Annotated in this window: 26 protein-coding genes; 12 read left to right on the forward strand and 14 right to left on the reverse strand. The window is 68.4% G+C overall.

The features are described 5' to 3' along the window. Window positions 1–9: 9 nt before the first annotated feature. The 3 genes from VEC04_RS11380 to VEC04_RS11390 form a co-directional block, all read right to left on the reverse strand. Window positions 10–882, reverse strand: coding sequence for a hypothetical protein (locus VEC04_RS11380; protein WP_324776905.1), 873 nt, complete (start codon window positions 880–882; stop codon window positions 10–12). 123 nt (window positions 883–1,005) lie between these two features. Continuing rightward, the gene (gene cysK / locus VEC04_RS11385) at window positions 1,006–1,992 is read right to left on the reverse strand and encodes a cysteine synthase A (protein WP_324776907.1); all 987 of its coding nucleotides are present in this window, start codon (window positions 1,990–1,992) and stop codon (window positions 1,006–1,008) included. 136 nt (window positions 1,993–2,128) lie between these two features. Continuing rightward, window positions 2,129–5,494 carry a matrixin family metalloprotease gene (locus tag VEC04_RS11390; protein WP_324776909.1) on the reverse strand — a complete coding sequence of 1,122 codons (3,366 nt, stop codon included), beginning with the start codon at window positions 5,492–5,494 and terminating at the stop codon, window positions 2,129–2,131. Between the two features lie 328 nt (window positions 5,495–5,822). Between VEC04_RS11390 and VEC04_RS11395 the strand changes: the two genes are divergently transcribed. From VEC04_RS11395 to VEC04_RS11410, 4 genes are all read left to right on the forward strand, one after another. After that, a complete protein-coding gene (locus VEC04_RS11395; protein WP_324776911.1) occupies window positions 5,823–7,040 on the forward strand; it encodes a DUF418 domain-containing protein in 1,218 nt (405 codons plus the stop codon). 69 nt (window positions 7,041–7,109) lie between these two features. Then, entirely contained in the window at window positions 7,110–8,450 is a 1,341-nt protein-coding gene (gene fliI / locus VEC04_RS11400; protein WP_324776913.1) for a flagellar protein export ATPase FliI, read from the forward strand. A 13-nt stretch (window positions 8,451–8,463) separates the two neighbouring features. Then, a complete protein-coding gene (locus VEC04_RS11405) occupies window positions 8,464–8,874 on the forward strand; it encodes a flagellar export protein FliJ (RefSeq protein ID WP_324776915.1) in 411 nt (136 codons plus the stop codon). Then, window positions 8,864–9,952, forward strand: a complete 1,089-nt coding sequence (locus VEC04_RS11410; protein WP_324776916.1) for an endo-1,4-beta-xylanase — start codon at window positions 8,864–8,866, stop codon at window positions 9,950–9,952. Before VEC04_RS11405 ends, VEC04_RS11410 begins: the two co-directional genes overlap by 11 nt. Here VEC04_RS11410 and VEC04_RS11415 read toward each other — a convergent pair. Continuing rightward, on the reverse strand, window positions 9,949–10,713 hold the full coding sequence (locus VEC04_RS11415; RefSeq protein WP_324776918.1) for a competence/damage-inducible protein A: 765 nt from the start codon (window positions 10,711–10,713) through the stop codon (window positions 9,949–9,951). The two genes, VEC04_RS11410 and VEC04_RS11415, sit on opposite strands and share 4 nt — an antisense overlap. A gap of 104 nt (window positions 10,714–10,817) precedes the next feature. On the opposite strand from VEC04_RS11415, the gene map reads away from it, so the two are divergent. From map to VEC04_RS11455, 8 genes are all read left to right on the forward strand, one after another. Next, window positions 10,818–11,639: a type I methionyl aminopeptidase gene (map, locus tag VEC04_RS11420; protein WP_324776920.1), complete on the forward strand. Its 822-nt coding sequence runs from the start codon at window positions 10,818–10,820 to the stop codon at window positions 11,637–11,639. 66 nt (window positions 11,640–11,705) lie between these two features. After that, window positions 11,706–12,479 carry a RadC family protein gene (gene radC, locus VEC04_RS11425; RefSeq protein ID WP_324776922.1) on the forward strand — a complete coding sequence of 258 codons (774 nt, stop codon included), beginning with the start codon at window positions 11,706–11,708 and terminating at the stop codon, window positions 12,477–12,479. Window positions 12,480–12,568: 89 nt separating this feature from the next. Further along, window positions 12,569–13,474 (forward strand): N(4)-(beta-N-acetylglucosaminyl)-L-asparaginase, encoded by a 906-nt coding sequence (locus VEC04_RS11430; protein ID WP_324776924.1) that lies wholly within the window; start codon window positions 12,569–12,571, stop codon window positions 13,472–13,474. After that, the gene (locus VEC04_RS11435) at window positions 13,471–13,989 is read left to right on the forward strand and encodes a GNAT family N-acetyltransferase (RefSeq protein WP_324776926.1); all 519 of its coding nucleotides are present in this window, start codon (window positions 13,471–13,473) and stop codon (window positions 13,987–13,989) included. The genes VEC04_RS11430 and VEC04_RS11435 overlap by 4 nt, the downstream gene beginning before the upstream one ends. Before the next feature lie 82 nt (window positions 13,990–14,071). After that, window positions 14,072–14,326, forward strand: a complete 255-nt coding sequence (locus VEC04_RS11440; protein ID WP_324776928.1) for a BolA family transcriptional regulator — start codon at window positions 14,072–14,074, stop codon at window positions 14,324–14,326. Between the two features lie 3 nt (window positions 14,327–14,329). Then, the gene (locus VEC04_RS11445) at window positions 14,330–15,247 is read left to right on the forward strand and encodes an aldo/keto reductase (RefSeq protein ID WP_324776930.1); all 918 of its coding nucleotides are present in this window, start codon (window positions 14,330–14,332) and stop codon (window positions 15,245–15,247) included. Window positions 15,248–15,330: 83 nt separating this feature from the next. Next, entirely contained in the window at window positions 15,331–15,687 is a 357-nt protein-coding gene (gene grxD / locus VEC04_RS11450) for a Grx4 family monothiol glutaredoxin (RefSeq protein WP_324776932.1), read from the forward strand. After that, a complete protein-coding gene (locus VEC04_RS11455; protein WP_324776934.1) occupies window positions 15,687–16,115 on the forward strand; it encodes an acyl-CoA thioesterase in 429 nt (142 codons plus the stop codon). Before grxD ends, VEC04_RS11455 begins: the two co-directional genes overlap by 1 nt. Before the next feature lie 4 nt (window positions 16,116–16,119). Here VEC04_RS11455 and VEC04_RS11460 read toward each other — a convergent pair whose 3' ends face one another. From VEC04_RS11460 to VEC04_RS11505, 10 genes are all read right to left on the reverse strand, one after another. Then, entirely contained in the window at window positions 16,120–16,509 is a 390-nt protein-coding gene (locus VEC04_RS11460) for a hypothetical protein (protein WP_324776936.1), read from the reverse strand. A gap of 236 nt (window positions 16,510–16,745) precedes the next feature. Next, complete coding sequence (gene rpsD, locus VEC04_RS11465; RefSeq protein WP_324776938.1) at window positions 16,746–17,363, reverse strand: 30S ribosomal protein S4; 618 nt, start codon at window positions 17,361–17,363, stop codon at window positions 16,746–16,748. A gap of 147 nt (window positions 17,364–17,510) precedes the next feature. After that, complete coding sequence (locus VEC04_RS11470) at window positions 17,511–18,452, reverse strand: MBL fold metallo-hydrolase (protein WP_324776940.1); 942 nt, start codon at window positions 18,450–18,452, stop codon at window positions 17,511–17,513. 82 nt (window positions 18,453–18,534) lie between these two features. Then, the gene (locus VEC04_RS11475) at window positions 18,535–19,149 is read right to left on the reverse strand and encodes a superoxide dismutase (RefSeq protein ID WP_324776942.1); all 615 of its coding nucleotides are present in this window, start codon (window positions 19,147–19,149) and stop codon (window positions 18,535–18,537) included. A 158-nt stretch (window positions 19,150–19,307) separates the two neighbouring features. Then, complete coding sequence (locus VEC04_RS11480; protein WP_324776944.1) at window positions 19,308–19,580, reverse strand: hypothetical protein; 273 nt, start codon at window positions 19,578–19,580, stop codon at window positions 19,308–19,310. A 20-nt stretch (window positions 19,581–19,600) separates the two neighbouring features. After that, the gene (locus VEC04_RS11485; protein ID WP_324776945.1) at window positions 19,601–19,735 is read right to left on the reverse strand and encodes a hypothetical protein; all 135 of its coding nucleotides are present in this window, start codon (window positions 19,733–19,735) and stop codon (window positions 19,601–19,603) included. Further along, window positions 19,717–19,851 (reverse strand): hypothetical protein, encoded by a 135-nt coding sequence (locus tag VEC04_RS11490; protein WP_324776947.1) that lies wholly within the window; start codon window positions 19,849–19,851, stop codon window positions 19,717–19,719. The genes VEC04_RS11485 and VEC04_RS11490 overlap by 19 nt, the downstream gene beginning before the upstream one ends. 42 nt (window positions 19,852–19,893) lie before the next feature. Beyond that, a complete protein-coding gene (gene fghA, locus VEC04_RS11495) occupies window positions 19,894–20,727 on the reverse strand; it encodes an S-formylglutathione hydrolase (RefSeq protein WP_324776949.1) in 834 nt (277 codons plus the stop codon). Window positions 20,728–20,775: 48 nt separating this feature from the next. Beyond that, window positions 20,776–21,159 (reverse strand): VOC family protein, encoded by a 384-nt coding sequence (locus tag VEC04_RS11500; protein ID WP_324776951.1) that lies wholly within the window; start codon window positions 21,157–21,159, stop codon window positions 20,776–20,778. 74 nt (window positions 21,160–21,233) lie between these two features. Next, complete coding sequence (locus VEC04_RS11505) at window positions 21,234–21,608, reverse strand: VOC family protein (RefSeq protein ID WP_324776953.1); 375 nt, start codon at window positions 21,606–21,608, stop codon at window positions 21,234–21,236. Window position 21,609 lies beyond the last annotated feature (1 nt).

Consider the following 21,609-nt stretch of genomic DNA (forward strand, 5'->3'; position numbering starts at 1 on the left):
CAGTCGAACCTACGTCCCCAGCGCCTCCAGCAGATCGGCCTCTGGCAGATTCGGATCAGCGAGGGGATTGGCGCTGACCTGGCCGTACCAGTCGCCCGGCGTCCGCGGGAGCGGCCGGCTGAAACGTATCCAGTCGACTTCCAGCACCATATCGACCCGCGCTTCCCGATCGACAGTCCGGTTGATCGTCTCGGAGTTCTCTGGCCCCGGTCGAATATCGTCGCTGGTGGTGTAGGCGATGAGGCCCACCTGCATCACCGGGTTGTTCTCCATTCGATAGAACCGGTCCCGTACCTGCCAGCGGGGTTCGCCTTCCGGCCGGGCGAGCGCGATCAGAACCATGCCGACCCGGACCAGCCTGAGTTCGACCCAGCCGGTCGGGAACGGCCGCAGCTTAAGCGACGAGTAGCTGTTGAACGTCGACTTGGTCTCGGTCATCGGCTCGCCCGCGACCTGACCCACGCCGGTGGTGAGGAAATGCCAGTTCTCGGATCTGGGCGCCCATCGCTCCGCGGTGGTCCGGGCCGGCACGCGCGCCATCAGTCCGCCCAGCGACCAGGTCCCACCGGGAATTTCACCCTCGTGGCCTCGCACACGGACCCGCGCCCTGACATCGAAGTCGCCAGTCACCTCCCGGAACAGGAACGGCGCATTCAGATCGCGCACCCAGGCCGAGTGATAAGGCTCGATGTGCAGAACCCCCGGCGTGGTCTGGCCGACATCCAGCGCCTTGATCTTGTCGGGCCAGCCGAACGCCTCGTCGAAACGGGTCCAGCCGGTCAGGGCGCCGCTGTTGAACTCGTCGGAGAAGGAGGCCAGTTCGTCCTGCGCCGGCGCCGGCGTGGCGGCGAGCAGGCTTAGTGAGGCGATCAAGGCGCGCATGGCGGCTCCGCAGTTGCAAGCCGCCAATGCGCCCCGTCCTGCGCAGCCTGTAAAGTTGAGCTTCCTTAAGTGAGCGCCCGCGCGGCTCCACAGTTGCGAAACACGCCTGCAACAAGCCCGTGCCTACAGCCCCTCGAACAGCGCCGTCGACAGGTAGCGCTCCGCGAAGCTGGGAATGATCGCCACGATCATCTTGCCGGCGTTCTCGGTCAGGGCGGCCTGCCGGAACGCCGCCACCAGCGCGGCGCCGGAACTGATGCCGACCGGAATGCCTTCCAGCCGCGCCGCCTTGCGAGCCATGTCGAAAGCGTCATCGTTGGAGACCTGCTCGATTCCGTCGATCACCGAGCGGTCGACGTTGGCGGGGATGAACCCGGCTCCGATGCCCTGAATTTTGTGCGGGCCCGGCTCGCCCCCGGAGAGCACCGGCGACGCCGTCGGTTCGACGGCTACCATCCGCACCGAAGGCTTGCGGCTCTTGAGGACCTGCCCGACGCCCGTGATGGTGCCGCCGGTTCCGACGCCCGAGACGACGATATCCACCTCGCCGGCCGTGTCGTTCCAGATCTCCTCGGCCGTGGAGACGCGATGGATGGCCGGATTGGCGGGGTTGTCGAACTGGGCCGGGATCACCGCCCCCGGGGTGCGCTCCTTCAGCTCCATGGCCATGGAGATGGCGCCCTTCATGCCCTTCTCGGCGGGGGTCAGCACGAGTTCGGCCCCGAGCAGCGCCAGCATCTTGCGCCGCTCCATGGACATGCTCTCGGGCATTACCAGGATCAGGCGATAGCCCTTGGCCGCGGCGACGAAGGCCAGGGCGATGCCGGTGTTGCCGCTGGTCGGTTCGATCAGCACCGAGTGCGGCCCGATCCGGCCCGCCTGCTCCAGAGCCTCGATCATCGCCACCCCGATCCGGTCCTTGACCGAGCCGATCGGGTTGAAGAACTCCAGCTTGGCCAGCACGGTGGCCTTCGGCTGATACTCCTCCGACAGCCGCGGCAGGCCGACCAGAGGGGTGTCGCCGATGGTGTCGAGGATGGACGGGTAGATCTTTCCGCGGCCAGACTTCAGATGGCGCGACGGATCGTAGGCGGGGGCTGCGTCGGACATGGCGGGGTCTCTCCCGGGGACGGCGGAAGACTACAAATAGGCGTTCAGACCCGACCGCAAGACCAGTCTATGGAATTTGGCCGTGGACGCCGGGACGGATCGTCTCCATCCCGGCGTCCGCAGCCTTGCGTATCGACTACATCCAGTCGTCGAGGCCATCCGTCGGCTTGAGCAGACCCACGGGGTCGGCGAGGAAACCGCCGTCGTCGTCGAACAGGCTCAGCATCCGGTTGGAACCGCCGCCGAACCGCCCTTGCGGAGCCGCCTCGTCCATCATGAACTCGCTGGGCAGGCCATCGCCCGGCAGGACCAGCGGCTGGTCCGCGGTCTTGGTGACGATGAAGTCGTCGTCGAGGAGTCCTGGCAGAATCTGGGCGTCGTAGTCCTTGGCCGAGGCGGCCATCGGGGCAGCCGGCGTCGCCAGATCGGACAGCAGGGCCGTGGTCCCGTCCGCGAAGCGGACCCGCTCCACGCCGTTGGCCAGATCGACCCCGTCGCGCCCGCCGACACCATCGGTGATCCGGTAGACGCCGTCCGCCTCCTGCACCACCGTATAATCGGCGCGGTCGCCGGACAGCACGGCCAGGTCGTTGCCGGCGCCACCTATCAGATCGTCGTTCCCGCCTCCGCCCCTCAGGACATCGGCGCCGTTTCCGCCGCTGATGACGTTGTTGAGCTCATTGCCCGTGCCGGTGAAATTCCCGGCCCCGGTGTAGGTCAGGTTCTCGAAATTGGCCCGCAGCGCATAGGCTCCAAGCGTCGTCTCGACCGTGTCGGTTCCTTCCCCGGCCGCCTCCACCAGCGTGTCGTTCGTCGTCACCACATAGCGGTCGTCGCCCATGCCGCCCTGCATCTGGTTCGCCGCGCCAGCGCCGCCGATCAGGACGTCGTCCCCGTTCAGGCCCAACAGCACGTCGGCGCCCAGACCGCCGTTCAGGACATTGGCTCCGCCGGCGCCGATCAGGACATCGTTGAACGCAGACCCGGTCACATTCTCGAACCGGCTCAGCGAGTCCGACCCGCCGTCGCCGTCGTTCGAGGCGACACCGGTGTTTAGCTGCGCCCGCATTCCTGCGGCCGCGGCGCTGTAGTCGGCCGTGTCGACACCGGCTCCGCCATCCAGGGCGTCAATGCCGCCGCGGCCGCTCAGCACATCGTTCCCGACGCCGCCGGTGATGGCGTTGGCCCCGGCGTTGCCGACGCCGGTCGCGCCGCCGGCGCGGGTGAGGACGAGGGCCTCGAACTCCGCCTTGAGCGTATACGCGGCTAGGTCTGTCTCGACCGTGTCCACGCCTTCCCCGGCGAATTCCACCAGGGTGTCGCCGGCGAGGCTGACCACATAGCGATCGTCGCCCAGTCCGCCCTGCATCTGGTTGCTCAATCCGCCGCCGCCGATCAGGATGTCATTCCCGGCCAGGCCGGCCAGCACATCGGCCCCCAAACCGCCGTTCAGGACGTTCGCCCCGCCGGAGCCGATCAGAACGTCGTCGAACGCCGAGCCGGTCAGGTTCTCGATCCCGCTCAGCGAATCCGATCCGCCGTCGCCGTCGATGGACGCGGCGCCGCTGTTCAGTTGCGCCCGCATTCCGGCGGCCGCGGCGCTGTAGTCGGCGGTGTCCACCCCGTCGCCGCCGATCAGGACGTCGACCCCGCCGCGTCCGGCCAGGATGTTGTCGCCGGCGTTGCCGGTGAGCCGGTCGTCGCCGTTGCCGCCGGTCGCCCTCTCGATGGCGACGCCGTTGGCGATGGTGAAGCCGGTCCAGGCGCCGAACGCGAAGGACATCCGGCCACCGCCGCCTTCTTCGTACTGAAGCGTGGCCGCCCGCAGATCGATGGTCGCGTCGCGGTCGCCGACGTAGCGGATCTCGTCGTCACCGCCGCCGTCCCAGATCGTCGAATAGAAGTTGCCGGCCTCGTTGACGTCCGAGATCGTGTAGACGTCGTCGCCGGTCGCCCACTCCTCGTTGACGCCGTATTTGTCCTGCAGCACGGCGATGTCGAGCGCGGCCAGGGTACCCATCCAGCCGAAGTGGTCGGCCTGCATCTGGAGACCGCCGGAGCGGGGGCCGCCGTGGCCGTCCGGCCGGCCGCCGACGCCGTCGGTGTCATTCCAGCCGTCGTTGTAGGACATGATGGTGTAGACCTGCTGGCTCAGGTCGAAGTCGCCGTGCTGGCCGCCGATGGCGCCCTCGACCGGATCCTCGCTGGGGCCCGCTCCGCGCATGATCGACGAGCGGCCGCCATTGTCGTGCGGGTGCGCCATGCCGTGGCCGTGACCAAGCTCGTGCAGCAGGGTCGGGAAGTAGAAGCCGCCCGGGCTGACGCCCTCTTCGGTCCAGCGATAGTCGCCGGAGTTGATCTCCATCTGCCCTTCGTTGGACGTGTTGGGCGGACTCATGCGGCCCAGCAGGCTGGCGCCCGCGCCCGGCGTACCTTCGTAGAGGATGATCTTGATGTCGGCCTCTTCGCGCGAGTTGACCCGGATGTACTCGAGGTCGGCGACCTGTTCGTAGAGGTTGAAGGCGGCGAGGAAGGCGTCCTGCTCCCATTGCTCCATGTTGCGGGCCTGCAGAGTGGTCTCCAGGCCCGGGTTGAGCGGATCCTCGCTCACGAACACGTCGCCCTGCTCGGCAAAGTAGTAGGTGATGACGTTCTTGCCGACGACGCCATAGGTCGGGTTCACGATCACCCCGGTGTCCGGCACGCCGTTGTCACGGGTGCCGTTGTCGCCATCCGGATTGCGGACGGTCCGGTCGAACTGGGTGCCCCAGTCGATCGAGTGCAGGGGGCTGTTCGGGGAGTAGAACGGCACATAGGCAGCCGGGTCGTTCTCGTCCACCGAGGTGACGAAGACCTCGTAGTCGCCGACGAAGTCCCCACGGGTCCCGTTGCTGGCCTCCTGGTCGTAGGCGCGGGCATTGATGTAGAAGGTGCCCGAGCTCTCGGCCGTATAGGTCAGGATGGCGTCCAGCCCCGAGGGCGTGTTGGGCCCGCCGCCGTCTGCGCTGACAAGGAAATTGCCGGCGCTGTCGTAGAGCTCGATGTAGGCGTCGGCGAGCGGAACTCCGCTGGGGCCGCCCATCACCAGGAACATGCTGATATCGTAGGTCTGACCGGCGACCAGCTGCACGGCGAAGAAGTCCTGGTCACCGATAGTGTCGAGCGTTGACGTGACGTGGGCGCCGTCGACGGTCAGGGTCTGGTCCGTCGAGGTGTCGTCGGCGATGATGTCCGTCGTCACCAGCAGCACCGGCGGCTGCACGGGACGGGGACCGTCGCCCACGCCGTCCTGGAAGAAGTCGGTGTAGCGCTTGCCGCAGCCGCAGCCGCAGCCGACGCTCCAGCTCGCGAGCGCATCAGCGTTATCGTTCGCGGCGAACGACAGGGGCGTGGGCGACACGCTGTGAAGCGTCTCCGCCAGATTGATTTCGGCGAAGGCGAGGGGGGACACGAGGCGCGTGTCGGACGCAGCCGCGCGCGCGGCTCCGGAAGAAGCAGCCATGGGAATAGCCTCCTGGTTGGGGCGCTAGCCGGCGCCAGCCGCAGGCTTCACCCTTGTGGGCTCAACGACCGGCGGTCCGGGTTTCATCCCTGCCGTGCGTCGGGCATCGAAGCGTCCGGGGAGGCGGACGCGCGCCAGCCGCTTCGATCGCCGCCCCTCCCGGGCGGTTGGTCGATCGGCGCTATCCAGCGGCGACTTTAACCATGTCGGCAATGGTTGGTTCCCCGACGGCTTCTCCGACGGCGGTCCGATCGCCGGCACTGGACATCCGGCCAAGGTTGGTTACGCCTGTGCATCCGGGGCGCGGGGGACGCCGGGGGATGCTCGCATGACAGACGCCGCACTGCCGACTGCGCAGGCCGACCGCATCGGGGAGCTCGACATCATTCGCGGCTTCGCCCTGTTCGGCGTGCTCTGGATGAACGTCTTCGGCATGGGCGGCTTCCTCGTCCCGGAAGACAAGATCCACGGCCTGACCCAGCTAGAGACTCTGGAGAAGGTGGTTGGCTACCTGTCCGGCCTGCTGATGGCCGGCAAGGCCCAGGCGCTGTTCTCCCTGCTGTTCGGCTTTGGCTTCGCCATCATGATGGACCGGATCGGCAAGCAAGGGGGCGATGGACCGAAGGTCTACCTGCGCCGGGTTCTCATTCTGCTGGCCCTGGGCGTGGCCCACGCCTCCCTGATCTGGGCGGGCGACATCCTCAATGCCTACGCGGCCATGGGCCTGCTGCTCATGCTGACCCGGCGCTGGTCCGCCCGATGGCTCCTCGCCACGGGGATCACCCTGGCGATCCTCGCGCCCATGGCCGTGATGATCTTCTACCAGTTGACGACGCCCGTCGGACAGCCCCCGGCTTTCGTGCCGATGTTCGAGGCGGCCTCCGAAGCGCGCTGGCCGATCGTGATGGGGCGGGACTATCCCGCCTTCGTCGTCGCCATGTTCAAGGCCCTGTTCACCGAATACTACACCCAGCCGATCGCCCTCGGCTATTTCGGCGCGATCCTGGGCCGGTTCGTGATCGGCAGCTGGATCTACCGGCAAGGCTGGCTCCAGCAGCCCGGCCGGTATGTGACCGGCTTCGCCATCGTGGCCGCGACCTTAATCCCGCTCGGCCTGCTGATCGGCCTGCGCCGCTCGATGATGGTGGCCATGGAGATTGAGCCGGCGCCGTGGGCGATCGGATTCGTCCGCGGCCTCGGCCCCACATCCGAACTGCTCCAGGCGATCGGCTACGGGGCCCTCCTCGTCATTCTTTGCCAGTCGCCGCCGGTGCGCCGCTTCCTGTCTGGTCTCGGTTCGGTTGGCCAGATGGCCCTGACCAACTACCTGGGCCAGAGCGTCTTCTTCTTCGTCTTCCTCTACGGCTTCGGCTTCGGCCTGCTGCCGTGGATGGGTCCGACCCTCAGCCTGGCCTTCGCGATTGTCGTCTTCGCCCTGCAGATCGTATTCAGCCGCTGGTGGCTGGCGCGCTACGCCTACGGGCCCGCGGAATGGCTGTGGCGCTGGGCCACCTATGGGGCGAAACCCGCGCTGAGACGGGCGTAGGATCGGCGACCTTCACCCCCCGTTAACCATGTCAGCGCATCCCTGAACCCCTGTTCCCGGGGCTTTCATTTGCGCAATCTCGCCGCCGCTGTCGAAGCGATCGACCCGCTGGTCGTGACCGGCAAGGTCGCGGGCGTGAACGGCCTGCTGATCGAGTCGAAGGGCGGCCTGTCGCGCCTCGCCGTCGGGGCCCGCGCCGAGATCGAGCGCCGCCACCTGTCGCCCCTGCCGGCCGAGGTCGTCGGCTTTCGCGATGCCAAGGCCCTGCTCATGCCCTTCGGCCCGGTCGAGGGCGTGGCGCCCGGGGCTGACATCCGCATCATCGACGCCGCCGCCGCCGTGCGCCCCACCACCGCCTGGCTGGGGCGGATCATCGACGCGTTCGGCAATCCGATCGACGGCAAGGGCCCCTTGCCCCCGGGGCCCGCCGCCTATCCTCTTCGCGCCCCCCCGCCTCCGGCCCATTCGCGCGGGAGGGTCGGCGAGCGGCTCGATCTCGGCGTCCGCGCCATGGACGTCTTCACCACCACCTGCCGCGGTCAGCGCCTCGGCATCTTCGCCGGCTCCGGCGTCGGCAAATCCGTGCTCCTGTCGATGCTGGCGCGTCAGGCCACCTGCGACGCCGTCGTCGTCGGTCTGATCGGCGAACGGGGCCGCGAGGTCCGCGAGTTCATCGAAGAAACCCTCGGCGAAGAGGGCCTGAAACGCGCCATCGTCGTCGTCGCCACCTCGGACGAACCCGCTCTCAAGCGCCGCCAGGCCGCCTACATGACCATGGCCTGCGCCGAATTCCTGCGCGACCAGGACCTCGAGGTGCTGTGCCTGATGGACTCGGTCACCCGCTTCGCCATGGCCCAGCGCGAGATCGGCCTCGCCGCCGGCGAGCCGCCGACCACCAAGGGCTACACCCCGACCGTCTTCACCGAACTGCCCAAGCTGCTGGAGCGCGCCGGCCCCGGCCCGGTGCGCCCCGACGGCACCACGGCCGGCCCGATCACCGCCCTGTTCACCGTCCTGGTCGACGGCGGCGACCATGACGAGCCGATCGCCGACGCCGTGCGGGGCATCCTCGACGGCCATATCGTCATGGACCGCAAGATCGCCGAGCGCGGCCGCTTCCCGGCCATCGACGTGCTCAAGTCGGTCAGTCGCACCCTGCCGGCCTGCCAAACCCCGCCCGAGCGCGAGCTGAACCGTCGCGCCCGCCAGTGCCTGTCGGCTTACGCCAACATGGAAGAGCTGATCCGCATCGGCGCCTACCGCACCGGCGCCGATCCGATCGTCGACCGCGCCATCGCCCTGAATCCCGCGCTTGAGGCCTTCCTCGGACAGGATCACCATGACGTGACGCGGCTGGCCGATTCCTTTGACCGTCTGGAAACCATTCTCAACCAGGGAATGATGCAGTGACCGGAGACGCATGATGACCGCCTGGGCCCAATCCCTGATCCGCATCTCCAGCTACGAGGTCGAGACGCTGCAGAAGCGCCTCGCCGAGATCACCGCCCGCAGAGCCTCCGCCGAGATGCGTATCGCCGTGCTCGAGGCCGAAGCCGAGATCGAACAGGAACGCGCCCGCGGGGACACCGAGGCCGGCCTGCTGCTGCAGGCCTATCTGAACGGCTGGAAGCTGCGCAAATCCGCCGCCGAGGCCGATGTGATTGAGATCAGCGCCGAGGAGGAAGGCGCCCGCGACGCCCTCACCGGCGCCTTCGAGGAGCTCAAGAAGTTCGAGCACGTGGCCGAGACCACCCGCCTCAATCGCCTCATCGCCGCCGGCAAGCGCGAGACCGCCGCCTTCGACGAACTGGGCCTGAGGCGCCGTGCGGGCTGACCCGCCCGCTCTGAATCGCCGCGCCATACTCGCGGCTCCGATAGCCCTCGCCGCCTGCGACCGCTTCGCCGCCGCGCAGCCCGCACCCGGAGCGCTCGCCCGGCCGCTGAAGTCGCTCGCGCCCTTCCCGATCGGCGCCACGGGCATGACCTGGCAACTCGACCAGTCCGACTGGGTCGAACAGATGCTGCGCCACTGCTCCCAGCTGACGCCGGAGTGGGAGCAGAAGATGGAGCGCACGCTCCGGCCCGGCTTCACCTACGATTTTTCGGCCTCGGACCGCGTCGTCTCCTTCGCCCGCGATAACGGCCTGCGCGTCCATGGCCACACCCTGATCTGGTACGCGCAGGGCGCCGACGTCTTCAAAGACGAAGTCCCCCGCGCCCGCTTCGCAGCCGAATACGACCGCTACATCTCCACCTTCGTCGGTCGTTACCGGGAGCAGATCGCCGGCTGGGACGTGATCAACGAGCCGGTGGCCGAGGATGGCGACGGCCTGCGCGACTGCCACTGGAGCCGCGCCCTCGGCATGGAAGGCTACATGATCCGCGCCTTCGAACAGGCCCGCGCGGCCGATCCCGACGCCGTCCTGTTCCTCAACGAATACAACCTCGAAAACCTCCCCCGGAAGGGCGCGACCTTCCTCCGCCTCATCGAGCGGCTGCTGAAGCTCGGCGCCCCTGTCGGCGGCATCGGGACCCAGTCGCATCTGAACATCGACATCCCTGCCGGCCAGATCACCGCCTTCATGCGCGACGCGGCCTCGCTTGGCCTGCCCATCCATGTCTCCGAACTGGACTTCCCGATGCAGCGCGACGGCGGCGGCCTGCCCGACCTGCGCTCGACCGCCGAACGCCGCGCCCGGCAGGTCGCGCGCGTCGGTGAACTGGCCGAGGCCTTCATGGCCCTGCCGGAACGCCAGCGCTACGCCTTCACCACCTGGGGCCTGCGCGACATCGACAGCTGGCTGGTTCGCGAGGACGGCAGGAACCGGCGCGACGAGAGTCCCCTCCTCCTCGATGCCGCCGGCCGTCCCAACCCGGCTTGGCAGGCGGTCGCCGACGCCTTCAGGGGCTAGCTCGACGCCGGAATCGCCGTCGCGACGATTCCGGCGGTCTCTAGCGTCTCCAGCAGCGCCGCCGTCGCCGCCTCGACCGCGCCTTCGTCCCGTCCGCGCACCACCAGATTGGTTCCGATCTCCCCGACCGTCCCCGCTCCGAAAGGATAGCTGCCGAAGCTGAGGTCCCGGTTCGCCAGCGCCGCCGCCGTCAGGATATCCGCGACGCTCCCTTCGCCCACGCCCGTCACCCGCACCGTCCGCGAATGCACCACCGCGCCGGTCCTCAGCCGCGGCGCGACATCCTCCAGCATGGCGGTCATGATCTTCGGCACCCCGGCCATGACGAACACATTGCCGATCTGGAATCCCGGCGCGTCCGTCACCGGATTGGCGATCAGCGAACCGCCTGCCGGTATCCGCGCCATCCGCCGCCGCGGCGCGTTGAGCTCCGCCCCATAGCGCCGCTCCAGGATCGCCAGCGCCTCCGGATGCTCCGGCAGCGCCACCCCGAACGCCGTCGCCACGGCATCGGCGGTGATGTCGTCATGCGTCGGGCCGATGCCCCCGGTGGTGAAGACGTAGTCGTGGGCCGTCCGAAGCGCGTTCAGCGCCTCGACGATCTGCGCCTTCCGATCGCCGACCGTCCGCGCCTCCAGCAGGTCGATGCCCAGCGCAGCCAGAAACCGGGCGATGGTGTTCAGATTGGTGTCCTGCGTCCGGCCGGACAGCACCTCGTCGCCGATGATCAGGACGGCGGCGGTGGGAGAGGATTTGCTCATCGGTTCACGCTAGACTGTCGCTGGCCCGCGGTCATCGTAACGCCTTGAGCTTGTGTGCTATGATGGCCATCTGCAAACCGCGCCGACCCGCCTGAAAGCCCCCGATGTACGAGACCCCCGAACTGGACACCGACGCCTTCGTCCGCACCCACGAGATCCGCGTCCACGACGCCGAGGCTTTCGAGGGCATGCGCAAGGCTGGCCGTCTGGTCGCCGAGGCGCTCGACATGATCACCCCCTTTGTGGTTCCCGGCGTGACCACGGGCGAACTCGACGACCGCATCCGCGAGTTCACCCTCGACCACGGCGCCCTGCCCGCCTGCCTCGGCTACAAAGGCTATGAGAAGACGATCTGCACCTCGATCAACCACGTCGTCTGCCACGGCATCCCGGGCGACAAGGTTCTCAAGGACGGCGACATCGTCAACATCGACCACACCGTCATCGTCGACGGCTGGCACGGCGACTCCAGTCGCATGTATCCGGTCGGAAACATCAACGCCCGCGCCCGCAAGCTGATCGACGTCACCTATGACTCGCTCGAGGCCGGCCTGGCGGTCATCAAGCCCGGCGCCACCTTCGGCGACATCGGCTACGCCATCCAGCAGGTGGTCGAGGCCAACCGCATGTCGGTCGTGCGCGACTTCTGCGGCCACGGCATCGGCCGGCTGTTCCACGACAGCCCCAACGTCCTCCACTACGGCCGCCGCGGCGAGGGCGCGACGCTGAAGGCCGGAATGTTCTTCACGGTCGAGCCGATGGTGAATCTGGGCAAGCCGCACGTGAAGGTGCTGTCCGACGGCTGGACCGCCGTGACCCGCGACAAGTCGCTGTCGGCCCAGTGCGAGCACTCGATCGGCGTCACCGAGGATGGCTGCGAACTCTTTACCGCCAGCCCCGCGGGGCTGTTCCGTCCAAAATTCTGATCTCCCGCGCGGGTAGACGTTCCCCTTACGTTCTGACATGGTCCGACGGCTGAGCTGGAGGCCGCCATGTCCGCCGTGTTGCCCTTCCCGACGCTGGCGCCGCCTCGCCCCGCGCCGTCCGCCGAAATCCGACCCCTCAGGACTGCCGGTCTGACCGGGCATCGCGAGCGGTTGCGCGACCGCGCCCGAGGCGCCGGCCTCCATCACCTCCCGGATTACGAACTGCTCGAACTCTTCCTGTTCCGCAGCCAGCCGCAGGGCGACGTCAAACCGATCGCCAAGGCCTTGCTGGCCCGCTTCGGCTCGCTGGCGGCGGTGCTCGCCGCCCCGGTCGAGGATCTGATGACGGTCAGGACCGAGGACGCGCGGGGTCGCACCAAGGGGATCGGGGCCGAGACCGCCCTGGACCTCGCCGCCCTGCACGAGGTTTCCCGCCGCGTGAGCCTGGAGGAGGCGAGCAAGCGCACGGTCATCTCCTCGTGGACGGCCCTGCTGGCCTACGTCCGCCTGTCGCTCCAGCACGAGCCGCGCGAGCAGCTCCGGGTGCTCTATCTCGACAACCGCAACCAGCTGATCCTCGACGAAATCCAGAATCGAGGCACCGTCGACCATGCCCCGGTCTATCCACGCGAGGTGGTGCGCCGGGCGCTGGAGCTGTCGGCCAAGTCGATGATCATCGTCCACAACCATCCCTCGGGGGATCCGACCCCGTCCCGCCCCGACATTGAAATGACCCGCCAGGTCATCGAGGCCGCCCGCGCCCTCGAACTATCGGTGCACGACCATCTGATCGTCGGCCGCGACGGCGTGGCCAGCTTCAAGCAGCTGGGGCTGATGTGAGCAGCCCCTCGCGCAGAGCCGTTCTGGGCGCCGCTCCGGTCTCCATCGTTGCCGGCGCGGCCGCTGCCCAAACCGCCGCCCCCGCCCTCATGGTCTCGACCTGGGACTTCGGCGCCGCGGCCAACGCCGCAGGTCTGGCGGCGCTTCAGGGCGGCGGCTCGGCGCTGGACATGGTCGAGGCGGGCGGCCGCGTCGCCGAGGCGGACGAGAGCAACTCCTCGGTCGGTCTCGGAGGCCTGCCCGACCGCGACGGGCGGGTGACGCTGGACGCCTGCGTCATGACCTGGGCCGGCGATATCGGCGCCGTCTGCGCGCTTGAGGATGTGGTCCACGCGGTCTCCGTGGCCCGCCTGGTGATGGAGCGCACCCCGCACACCATGCTGGTCGGTCCGGGCGCGCGGACCTTCGCCGTCGAGCAGGGCTTCGAGACCCGCAATCTGCTGACGCCCCGCGCCGAGGCGGCCTGGCGGGACTGGCTTGGGACCGCCGACTACGCGCCGCGACCCAACAGCGAGAACACCGACTGGCGCGCCGTGCCGGGCGGCCCGGGCAACCATGACACCATCGGTCTGCTGGCCATCGACGCCGCCCACCGCATGGCCGGGGCCTGCACCACCTCCGGCCTGGCCTTCAAGATGCGCGGCCGGGTCGGCGACAGCCCGATCATCGGCGCCGGCCTCTATGTCGACGACGAGGTCGGCGGGGCGACCGCCACCGGCGTCGGCGAGGACGTGGTCCGCGTCGCCGGCTCGCATGCCGTGGTCGAGGCCATGCGCGCCGGACTCGATCCCGCCGCGGCCTGCCGCCGGGTCATCGAACGCCTCGCTCGCCTGCGCGGGACGAAAGTCGCGGGATCGCAAGTCGCGCTGCTGGCTCTCGACAAACAGGGCCGCGCCGGAGGTTTTGCACTCCAGCCCGGCTTCACCTACGCCGTCACCGACGCGAGCGGCCAGACCCGGATCGAGCGCGCCGGAGCCTTGTTCGAGACGCCATGACCACTACCCTGATCACCGAACGCCTGACCCTCACCCCGGTGGCCCTGTCCGACTACGACGACCTTCAGGCCATGTGGGGAGACCCCGACGTCATCCGGCACATCTTCCCCGAGCCCCTGAACCGCGAGGACGTGTGGTTCCGGCTGCTGCGCGATCTGGGCCACTGGGAAGCGCTCGGCCACGGAAACTGGACCCTGAGGCTGAAAGACACCGGCGAGCACGTCGGCAGCGTCGGGGTGCTGGACTACCACCGCGTCCTGGAGCCCGCCTTGGACGCCCCGGAACTGGGCTGGGGCCTGCGCTCCGCATTCCACGGCAAGGGCCTGGCCTTTGAGGCCCTGTCGGCTGCCTTGAGCTGGTGCGACGATGCGCTGAACGCGTCCCGGACCGTCTGCATGATCGACCCCACCAACGCCCCATCCCTCGCTCTGGCGGCCCGCGCCGGCTATCGCGAATACGCCCGCACGGACTACAAGGGCGCGCCGGTCATCCTGCTCGAACGCATGGCGGCCTGACGGGCGAGCCGACAGCGTAGCCAGCCATTAAGGTTTACGGGCCATTCTGGCCGGTGAGATTCGAGAGAGAACCGCCCGTCCCATGCCCATGCCCGTCGAAGAGCTTCGCGGCCATCTGACCGAAGCCTTTCCCGACGCCGAGATCGTCATCGACGATCTGGCTGGCGACGGCGACCACTATCGTGCCCGCATAGTCTCGACGGCGTTCGCGGGCCTGCCCCGCGTGCGCCAGCACCAGCTCGTCTATGCGGCGCTGAAGGGCAAGATGGGCGGCGAACTTCACGCGCTGGCGCTCGAGACCTCGGCTCCGGCCAGCGCCTCCCCGGCAGGAGACTGAACCATGCGCTATCGTCCCTTCGGACAGGCGGGTCGGGCGGTCTCGGCACTCACGCTGAGCCTCGGCCCCCGCGATATCACCCAAGGCCCCGAAGCGGGACGCGAGCTGATCTATTCGGCGCTGGAAGCCGGCATCAACAGCTACCGCCTCGAGACGGCCGATCCGGTGCTGGCTGAAATCCTCGGCCAGGCCCTGAAGCACGTCGACCGCAAGCTGGTCCAGGTTTCCTTGATGCTCGGCGCCGGTGACGGCCGCCGCGGGTCGGACCGCGACTTCTCGGCCGAAGGCATCACCTCGGCCATCGACCGGGCCCTGAACATCTCCGGCCTGGGCTGGTTCGACCTCGCCATCCTCGACGAGCCGGCCGATCACGAACTGCCGCAGTCGACCCTCGCGGCCCTGAAGGCGCTGCGGGCCACCGAGCGCGTCCGCCTGCTGGGCATCTCTGGGGACGGCGAGGTGATGGATACCTATGTCTCGACCGGCGCCTTCGATCTGCTGGCCACGCCGTTCCACGTCAATTCCACATGGCAGATTCGGGCCCGCCTGCGAGCGGCGCGCGAGGCCGACATGGCCATCTTCGTCTACGATTATTTCCCGGAGAGCCTCGACACCGCCAAAAAGGCTGCGGCCGTCCACAAGCCCAGGAAGGGCCTGTTCAGCTTCGGCGGCCCGAAGTCGAAAGAGGGCCCTCTCGCCCACGCCGGAACCTTCGCCTTCCTGCACCGCACGCCGAACTGGCCGGCCGAGGCCATCTGTCTGGCCTACGCCCTGACTGATCCCTCGGTGTCCAGCGTGCTGATCCGCGCCAGCGACGCGGAACGGCTCAACATGCTGTCGCTGGTGCCCGACCGCGACATGCCGCCGGGTCTCGCCGCCCAGATCGAGATGGCGCGGGTCGCCGGCGCCAAGGCCGCCTGACACCTCCGCCTGAGACCTTCCGGCGCCTTGACCCCGCCCCTTTGGGCGCCTAGCTGACGGCCTTCACCGAAAGGCCCGTTGCAGTGACCGATCAAGCCGTCGCCAATCCCGTCCACGCCTTCATCGCCGATACGGTGAAGGGCCACGACGTCGTCCTGTTCATGAAGGGCACGCCGGACGCCCCGCGCTGCGGCTTCTCCTCGCTCGCAGTTCAGATCCTCGACCACGTCGGGGCGCCCTTCGTCGGCGTCGATGTGCTGCAGGACGAGGCCCTGCGCGAGGGTATCAAGACCTTTAGCGACTGGCCGACAATCCCGCAGCTCTACATCAAGGGCGAGTTCGTCGGCGGCTCCGACATCGTGCGCGAGATGTTCAACGCCGGCGAGCTCCAGACCCTGCTGGCCGACAAGGGCGTGGCTCTCGGCGACGCCGACGCCTGATGGCGAAGGCCCAGCTCGAACCCCGGGCCGACCGCGAGATCTTCGTCGTTCCGCTGAAGGTTCGACCCGAGCACATCGACGACAACGGCCACGTCAACAATGTCGTCTATGTCGGCTGGCTGCAGGACGCGGGCACGGCGCACTGGAACGCCCGCTTCGACGCCGAAACCCGCGCCCGCTGGTCGTGGGTCGCCGTCCGGCACGAGATCGACTATTTCCGCCCGCTGTTTCCCGACGCCGCCGGGGTGAAGGCTCGCACCTGGGTAGGCGATCCGCAGGGGCCGCGCTTCAACCGCTATGTCCGTATCGAGGACGCCGAGGGCCGCCTCTGCGCCCAAGGCGTTTCCGAATGGGTGCTCGTCGACGCGGCGACCATGCGGCCCCATCGCATCCCCGCCGACATGCTGCCGGCGTTCGAAATCCGCTGAACAATCAGCCTTGCGGCAGCTGGTAGGGATTCTCGACGGACACCCGCGCGCCCGGCGCCAGTCCCATCTCCTGGAAGGTCCAGCGCATCTCGACACCCTGGGCAACGGGCTCGAGGCAGCGATCCTGTTTGAGGCGGCGCAGGGTGATCACCGAGGCGCCGCCCTCCTGACGCACGATCGGGATCAGGTCGGCCTTCTCCGTGCAGCCGTTCGAGCTGACCCAGAACACCGCCTGGTCCTGGACGATGGCGGCGGCATGCACCGCTTCGATCTGCCCCGGGCCTTCGACGAGGGCGGGCGCATCGTCCCGGCCGGTCCAGCGATCGACGAGGGCGCAGGCGGAAAGCGCCATGGCCAGGGCCAGCGCGCCGGCCAGCGTGACGGTCCGTCTCATTTCCGGCCTCCCACGCCGAGTTCCTGAACGCGCACAATGTGCGCCTGTTCGCCGGCAAGGGGAACCCATGGCCGCCGCAAATGGAAAGGGCCCCGGATCGCTCCGGGGCCCTTGATCTTGCGCTATCGCTCGCCGCGCGGCGGCTCGCTGTCTGAGCGCGTTTCCGACTCTGCGCTCAATCCGCGAGCGACCGCGTCACGAGCATAGCGCCAAAAAAGGTCGTGATCGCGAAGCGATTACGACGAGTAGTATTCGACGACCAGGTTCGGCTCCATCTTCACCGGGAACGGCACGTCGGCCAGTTCCGGCACGCGGACGTAGCGGACCGAGAAGCCGCGATCGCCCAGCTCGAGGTAGTCGGGCACGTCGCGCTCCGACGACTGCTGGGCTTCGAGCACCAGCGCCATCGAGCGGGACTTTTCCTTGACCTCGATGACCTGGCCCGGCTTGACCCGATACGAGGCGATGTCGACCTTCTTGCCGTCGACGGTCACGTGGCCGTGGTTGACGAACTGGCGCGCGGCCCAGGGGGTCGGCACGAATTTGGCGCGGTAGACGATGGCGTCCAGACGCGACTCCAGCAGGCCGATCAGGTTCTCCGAGCTGTTGCCCTTGCGGCGCGCGGCTTCCGCATAGGTCGCGGCGAACTGCTTCTCGGTGATGTTGGCGTAGTAGCCCTTCAGCTTCTGCTTGGCCTTCAGCTGCAGGCCGAAGTCCGAGACTTTCGACTTGCGGCGCTGACCGTGCTGGCCGGGGCCGTAGGAACGCTTGTTGACCGGGGATTTCGAACGGCCCCAGAGGTTTTCACCCATGGCCCGGTCGAGCTTGTACTTGGCGCTGTGGCGCTTGGACATAAGTCACTCTCAATATGATGCGGCCCGGTCCCTCCCCAACTGGAGGGACGATCTCAACGGCGGTCCACGCATCGTCCGTAGTGGATCACGCAACGCGGCGAGCCGGTGGCGTGAAGGCGGGGCTTATGACGGTCCGATCGGCCTGCGTCAAGACTCGGGCGTCCAGACGAAGCCGTCGTCGCGACGCCGGAACTCGCCAAGTCCCGGGAAGGGGAAGTGGACGCCGTAGATGCGTTGCCTTCCCGAGGCGCCCCGCTCCAGCAGGCCCTGCCGGGTACGGATCGCGGCCGTGCTGTCGCTGTCCCAGGCGTTGACCAGCTCAGGCCGCTGCACCGAAACCAGCGAACTGTGCATGGCGTCGCCGATATAGAGCAGGCGGTCCTCGCCGGACACGATCTCAAAGCCGCTGTGCCCCGGCGTATGGCCCGCCAGCGCCACCGCCCGGATCGAGGGCGTCACCTGCGCGCCGGGTTCGAACGTCTCCACCTTGGGCGTGATAGCCGCCAGCAGCGGGCCCGCGCCCGCCTCGGCGGCCCCAGCCCTGGCGTAGTCCCACTCCGCCGCGCTCATGCGGATCACCGCGTTGGGGAAGGTCAGGACGCCATCCTTGCCGGCCAGACCGCCGACATGGTCGCCGTGGGCATGCGAAATCAGCACGTCGGTGACCTGCTCCGGCTCCACGCCTGCCGCGCGCAAGGAGGCGAGCAGCTTGCCCTCGGTGCCCATCTGTCCGCCGGCGCCGCTGTCGATCAGCACCACCCGGTCGCCGTCCCGGACCAGCAGGGGCTGGATGGACAGCCGGATCTGCCCGTCCCCCCGTCCCGCCGCGGTCAACAGCGACGCAACCTCCGCGCTGTCGCTCCACGGGCTCATCTCCCGGTCGGCGGCCGGAAAGGCCAGCTCCCCGTCCTTCAGCGCAACAGCCTGAATCTGGCCGATCCGGAAGGCGTGAATGTCGGAATGCGCGAGGGCCGCCGGGGGCGTCGGCGCCGCTTCCCGCTTCTTCGCCTCCGGCTCCGGAGAACAGGCCGTCGCCCCCATGGCGGCGAGGATCAGGCTGGCGGCGGCGAGGCGGGCGAAGAAGGTCATCTCGATCTCCGGCGAGGGTTCGTGGCTACGCTTACTTGGGAACCGCGACGCCCGGCGCCACCGCACCGGGCCCGTTTCCGCGTCAGGCCATGGCGGCGGCGAACAACTCGTTGGCCTTGTTCCAGTTCACCACCGACCAGAAGGCCTTCAGATAGTCGGCCCGCCGGTTCTGGTACTTCAGGTAATAGGCGTGCTCCCAGACGTCGGCGGCCAGCACCACGGCGCCTTTTTCATCCGCGACGTCCATCAGCGGATTGTCCTGGTTAGGCGTCGAGGTGACCTTCAGCTTGCCGTCCTGCACGATCAGCCAGGCCCAGCCCGAGCCGAACTGCCCGGCGCCCGCGGCGTTGAACGCCTCCTTGAACATGTCCATGCCGCCGAGGTCACGGTCGATGGCGGCGGCCAGTTCCGCCGATGGCTGGCCGGTCTGGTCTTGGGGGGCCAGCAGCTCCCAGAACAGGCTGTGGTTCCAGTGGCCGCCGCCGTTGTTGCGCACCGCCTTGGGCGCCTTCGAGATGATGGCGAAGATCTCCTCCAGAGACTTGCCCTGCAACGACGGATCGGCGTCGATCGCCTTGTTCAGGTTGTCGACATAGGTCTGGTGGTGCTTGTCGTGGTGGAAGGTCATCGTCTCCCTGTCGATGGCCGGCTCCAGCGCGTCATAGGCATACGGGAGAGGCGGAAGCGTAAAGGCCATGGGGAGGCTCCTTCGACGGGTTTCGGGGGAGCCCTCATCTAGGCGCCCGTTCACCGAACCCAAGCCCGGCGGCCGAATTCCCTTCCTCTTCCTCCCCCTCTGGAGGAGGGGGTCCGCGTGGCGGTGGAGGGGTCTTGTCCAGCCGCTGGCGAAGGGGGTTAGCCCCCTCCACCCCCCTTCGGGCGGTCCGCGTCCCCCCGCGGGTGAGGAATGTTGGCCTTCAGACAGTCGCGCACCGCCCGCCGCAGATCGCCGGACGCGGAGACGAAATCCACCCCCTCCGCCTCGAACACCGCCCGCGTCGCGGCGTCGAGCCCGTTCGGCAGCGCCGCCAGCACCCGCTTCTCACCCTTGGGGTGCAGGCAGAAGCCGATCTCCCGGCACAGGGCGGCGAACATCTCGTCGTGGGCGGCGCTGGAAGGATCGGTCATGGCCGACTCTTAGCATGGCTTCAGGGCAGCAGGCCGCTCAGCCAATGCATTATGTTGAGCCGGAACCGGCCGTTGCCCGGCTCCGCATTCATCCCGAAGCGGCGGTCGGCCTGACCGCTCTCCGCCGGATAGCGGATCAGCTGGGCCGACAGCAATCCGGCCTCCCCAGCACCGCATTGGCGATCACCAGCACGTCCACGCCGTTCAGCCCCCCGGCGTCGAACGCCAGCGTCCAGGCCATCAGGCTGAACGCGAATGCAACGAACCGCACGAGACGCCCTCCATATCCCGCCGCGACCGTGCCACGGGCGGATCAGGACTTCAGCCGCGCGGCGTGGAAGGCGACGTGGTCGGAGATGAAGCTGGCCATGAAGAAGTAGGAGTGGTCGTACCCCGGCTGCATCCGCAGCGTCACCGTCTGCCCCGCCGCCTCCGCCGCCGCGGTCAGCAACTCCGGCTTCAGCTGCTCCGCCAGGAACGGATCGGCGTCGCCCTGGTCGATCAGGATGTCATCATAACAGCCCGCCCCGACGCCCGCCTCGATCAGCCGCGCCGCGTCGTGCTCCGCCCACGCCTCACGATCCTCGCCCAGATAGGCCGTGAACGCCTTCTCCCCCCACGGGCAACGCGTCGGCGAGGTGATCGGCGCGAAGGCCGAGACCGACCGGAACAGATGCGGATGCCTCAGCGCCAGCGTCAGCGCCCCGTGCCCGCCCATCGAATGGCCCGAGATCGCCCGCGCCTTCGTCGTCGGGAACGCCTCGTCCACCAGCCCGATCAGCTCGTCGACGACATAGCTCTCCATGCGGAAATGCGGCGTCCACGGCCCTTGGATCGCATCGACATAGAAGCCCGCCCCCTGCCCCAGATCATAGGCCGGATCGTCCGCCACGCCCTCGCCGCGCGGAGAGGTGTCGGGCGCGACGACGATCACGCCATGCCCGGCGGCCGCGCCGTACGCGCCGGCCTTGGTGGTGAAATTGTCCTCGGTGCAGGTCAGGCCCGACAGCCAGATCAGCACCGGAAACGGCCCCTCCCCCGGCGGAACGAACACCGACAGCGTCATCGGTGTCCCGGTCGTCCGGCTGTCATGGCGCAGATAACGCAGGGTTCCGCCATGCACGGCGTGAGACTTCAGTGTTTCCATACCCGGACCTCTACCGCCCTCATCGTCATCCCGGAAGCCGCGCAGCGGCTATCCGGGACGGTGCAGGGCGCAGACCTTGTTGCCGTCCGGATCGCGCAGATAGGCCAGATACAGCTTGCCGAAGGGGCCCTCGCGCAGGCCCGGCGGGTCCTCGATCGACCGCCCGCCCGCCGCCGCGCCCTGGTCATGGAAGGCGTGAACCATCTCCGGCGTCTTCGCCGCGAAACCGATCGTCCCGCCGTTGGCGTGGCAGGCCGCCTCGCCGTCGATCGGCTTGCCGACGGCGAAGGCGCCCCGCGCCGTGCGCCACCAGTAGCGGCCCTTGGGATCCGGCCCGCTCGCCGGCTCGATGCCCAGCGCGCCCAAGGCGGCGTCGTAGAACCGGCGCGACGCCTCGACGTCATTCGCGCCGACGGTGATGTGGGTGAACATTGGCGGCCTCCCTGCCCCGAAATTCTCCAGTCCGTTTCTTTAGCGAACGGACGGAACGGCGCAAGAGGGGTGGGTCAGTCTGATCCTCCGCCGGGGTCCTCCGGATCCGGGAAGTAGAGTTCGTTCCCGTCCGGGTCGGCGACGATCAGCGTGCGATAGCCCCACCAGCCCCGGGTGAAAGCCACGTCCTTGCTTTCCAGCGCCGCCGGCAGCGCCTGCCAGTCGGGCGCCGTCAGTTCGATGAACAGCATGCCCTTGCCGACCTTCCCGGGCCACTGGCTGCACAGGATGATCTCGGCGTCATCCCGATCGACTTGCGAGACGAACTTCCTGCCGGCGTCGTCAGCGAACGACCAGGCCTCCCGAAAGCCCATCCGGTCGACATAGAAGGCGACGGCCGCCTCCACGTCCGCCACGTGCAGCATAGGACGCGAGTACCACATGCCCATG

It is taken from the genome of Brevundimonas sp. (assembly GCF_035626535.1).
In the GTDB taxonomy this organism is placed as follows: Bacteria; Pseudomonadota; Alphaproteobacteria; order Caulobacterales; family Caulobacteraceae; genus Brevundimonas.

Bases quoted from the DNA above. Each gene is read 5' to 3' on its own strand.
- VEC04_RS11380 (WP_324776905.1), bottom strand. From the start codon at position 882: ATGCGCGCCTTGATCGCCTCACTAAGCCTGCTCGCCGCCACGCCGGCG.
- cysK (WP_324776907.1), bottom strand. From the start codon at position 1,992: ATGTCCGACGCAGCCCCCGCCTACGATCCGTCGCGCCATCTGAAGTCT.
- VEC04_RS11390 (WP_324776909.1), bottom strand. From the start codon at position 5,494: ATGGCTGCTTCTTCCGGAGCCGCGCGCGCGGCTGCGTCCGACACGCGC.
- VEC04_RS11395 (WP_324776911.1), top strand. From the start codon at position 5,823: ATGACAGACGCCGCACTGCCGACTGCGCAGGCCGACCGCATCGGGGAG.
- VEC04_RS11405 (WP_324776915.1), top strand. From the start codon at position 8,464: ATGACCGCCTGGGCCCAATCCCTGATCCGCATCTCCAGCTACGAGGTC.
- VEC04_RS11415 (WP_324776918.1), bottom strand. From the start codon at position 10,713: ATGAGCAAATCCTCTCCCACCGCCGCCGTCCTGATCATCGGCGACGAG.
- map (WP_324776920.1), top strand. From the start codon at position 10,818: ATGTACGAGACCCCCGAACTGGACACCGACGCCTTCGTCCGCACCCAC.
- radC (WP_324776922.1), top strand. From the start codon at position 11,706: ATGTCCGCCGTGTTGCCCTTCCCGACGCTGGCGCCGCCTCGCCCCGCG.
- VEC04_RS11430 (WP_324776924.1), top strand. From the start codon at position 12,569: ATGGTCTCGACCTGGGACTTCGGCGCCGCGGCCAACGCCGCAGGTCTG.
- VEC04_RS11435 (WP_324776926.1), top strand. From the start codon at position 13,471: ATGACCACTACCCTGATCACCGAACGCCTGACCCTCACCCCGGTGGCC.
- VEC04_RS11440 (WP_324776928.1), top strand. From the start codon at position 14,072: ATGCCCATGCCCGTCGAAGAGCTTCGCGGCCATCTGACCGAAGCCTTT.
- VEC04_RS11445 (WP_324776930.1), top strand. From the start codon at position 14,330: ATGCGCTATCGTCCCTTCGGACAGGCGGGTCGGGCGGTCTCGGCACTC.
- VEC04_RS11455 (WP_324776934.1), top strand. From the start codon at position 15,687: ATGGCGAAGGCCCAGCTCGAACCCCGGGCCGACCGCGAGATCTTCGTC.
- VEC04_RS11460 (WP_324776936.1), bottom strand. From the start codon at position 16,509: ATGAGACGGACCGTCACGCTGGCCGGCGCGCTGGCCCTGGCCATGGCG.
- rpsD (WP_324776938.1), bottom strand. From the start codon at position 17,363: ATGTCCAAGCGCCACAGCGCCAAGTACAAGCTCGACCGGGCCATGGGT.
- VEC04_RS11470 (WP_324776940.1), bottom strand. From the start codon at position 18,452: ATGACCTTCTTCGCCCGCCTCGCCGCCGCCAGCCTGATCCTCGCCGCC.
- VEC04_RS11475 (WP_324776942.1), bottom strand. From the start codon at position 19,149: ATGGCCTTTACGCTTCCGCCTCTCCCGTATGCCTATGACGCGCTGGAG.
- VEC04_RS11480 (WP_324776944.1), bottom strand. From the start codon at position 19,580: ATGACCGATCCTTCCAGCGCCGCCCACGACGAGATGTTCGCCGCCCTG.
- fghA (WP_324776949.1), bottom strand. From the start codon at position 20,727: ATGGAAACACTGAAGTCTCACGCCGTGCATGGCGGAACCCTGCGTTAT.
- VEC04_RS11500 (WP_324776951.1), bottom strand. From the start codon at position 21,159: ATGTTCACCCACATCACCGTCGGCGCGAATGACGTCGAGGCGTCGCGC.
- VEC04_RS11505 (WP_324776953.1), bottom strand. From the start codon at position 21,608: ATGGGCATGTGGTACTCGCGTCCTATGCTGCACGTGGCGGACGTGGAG.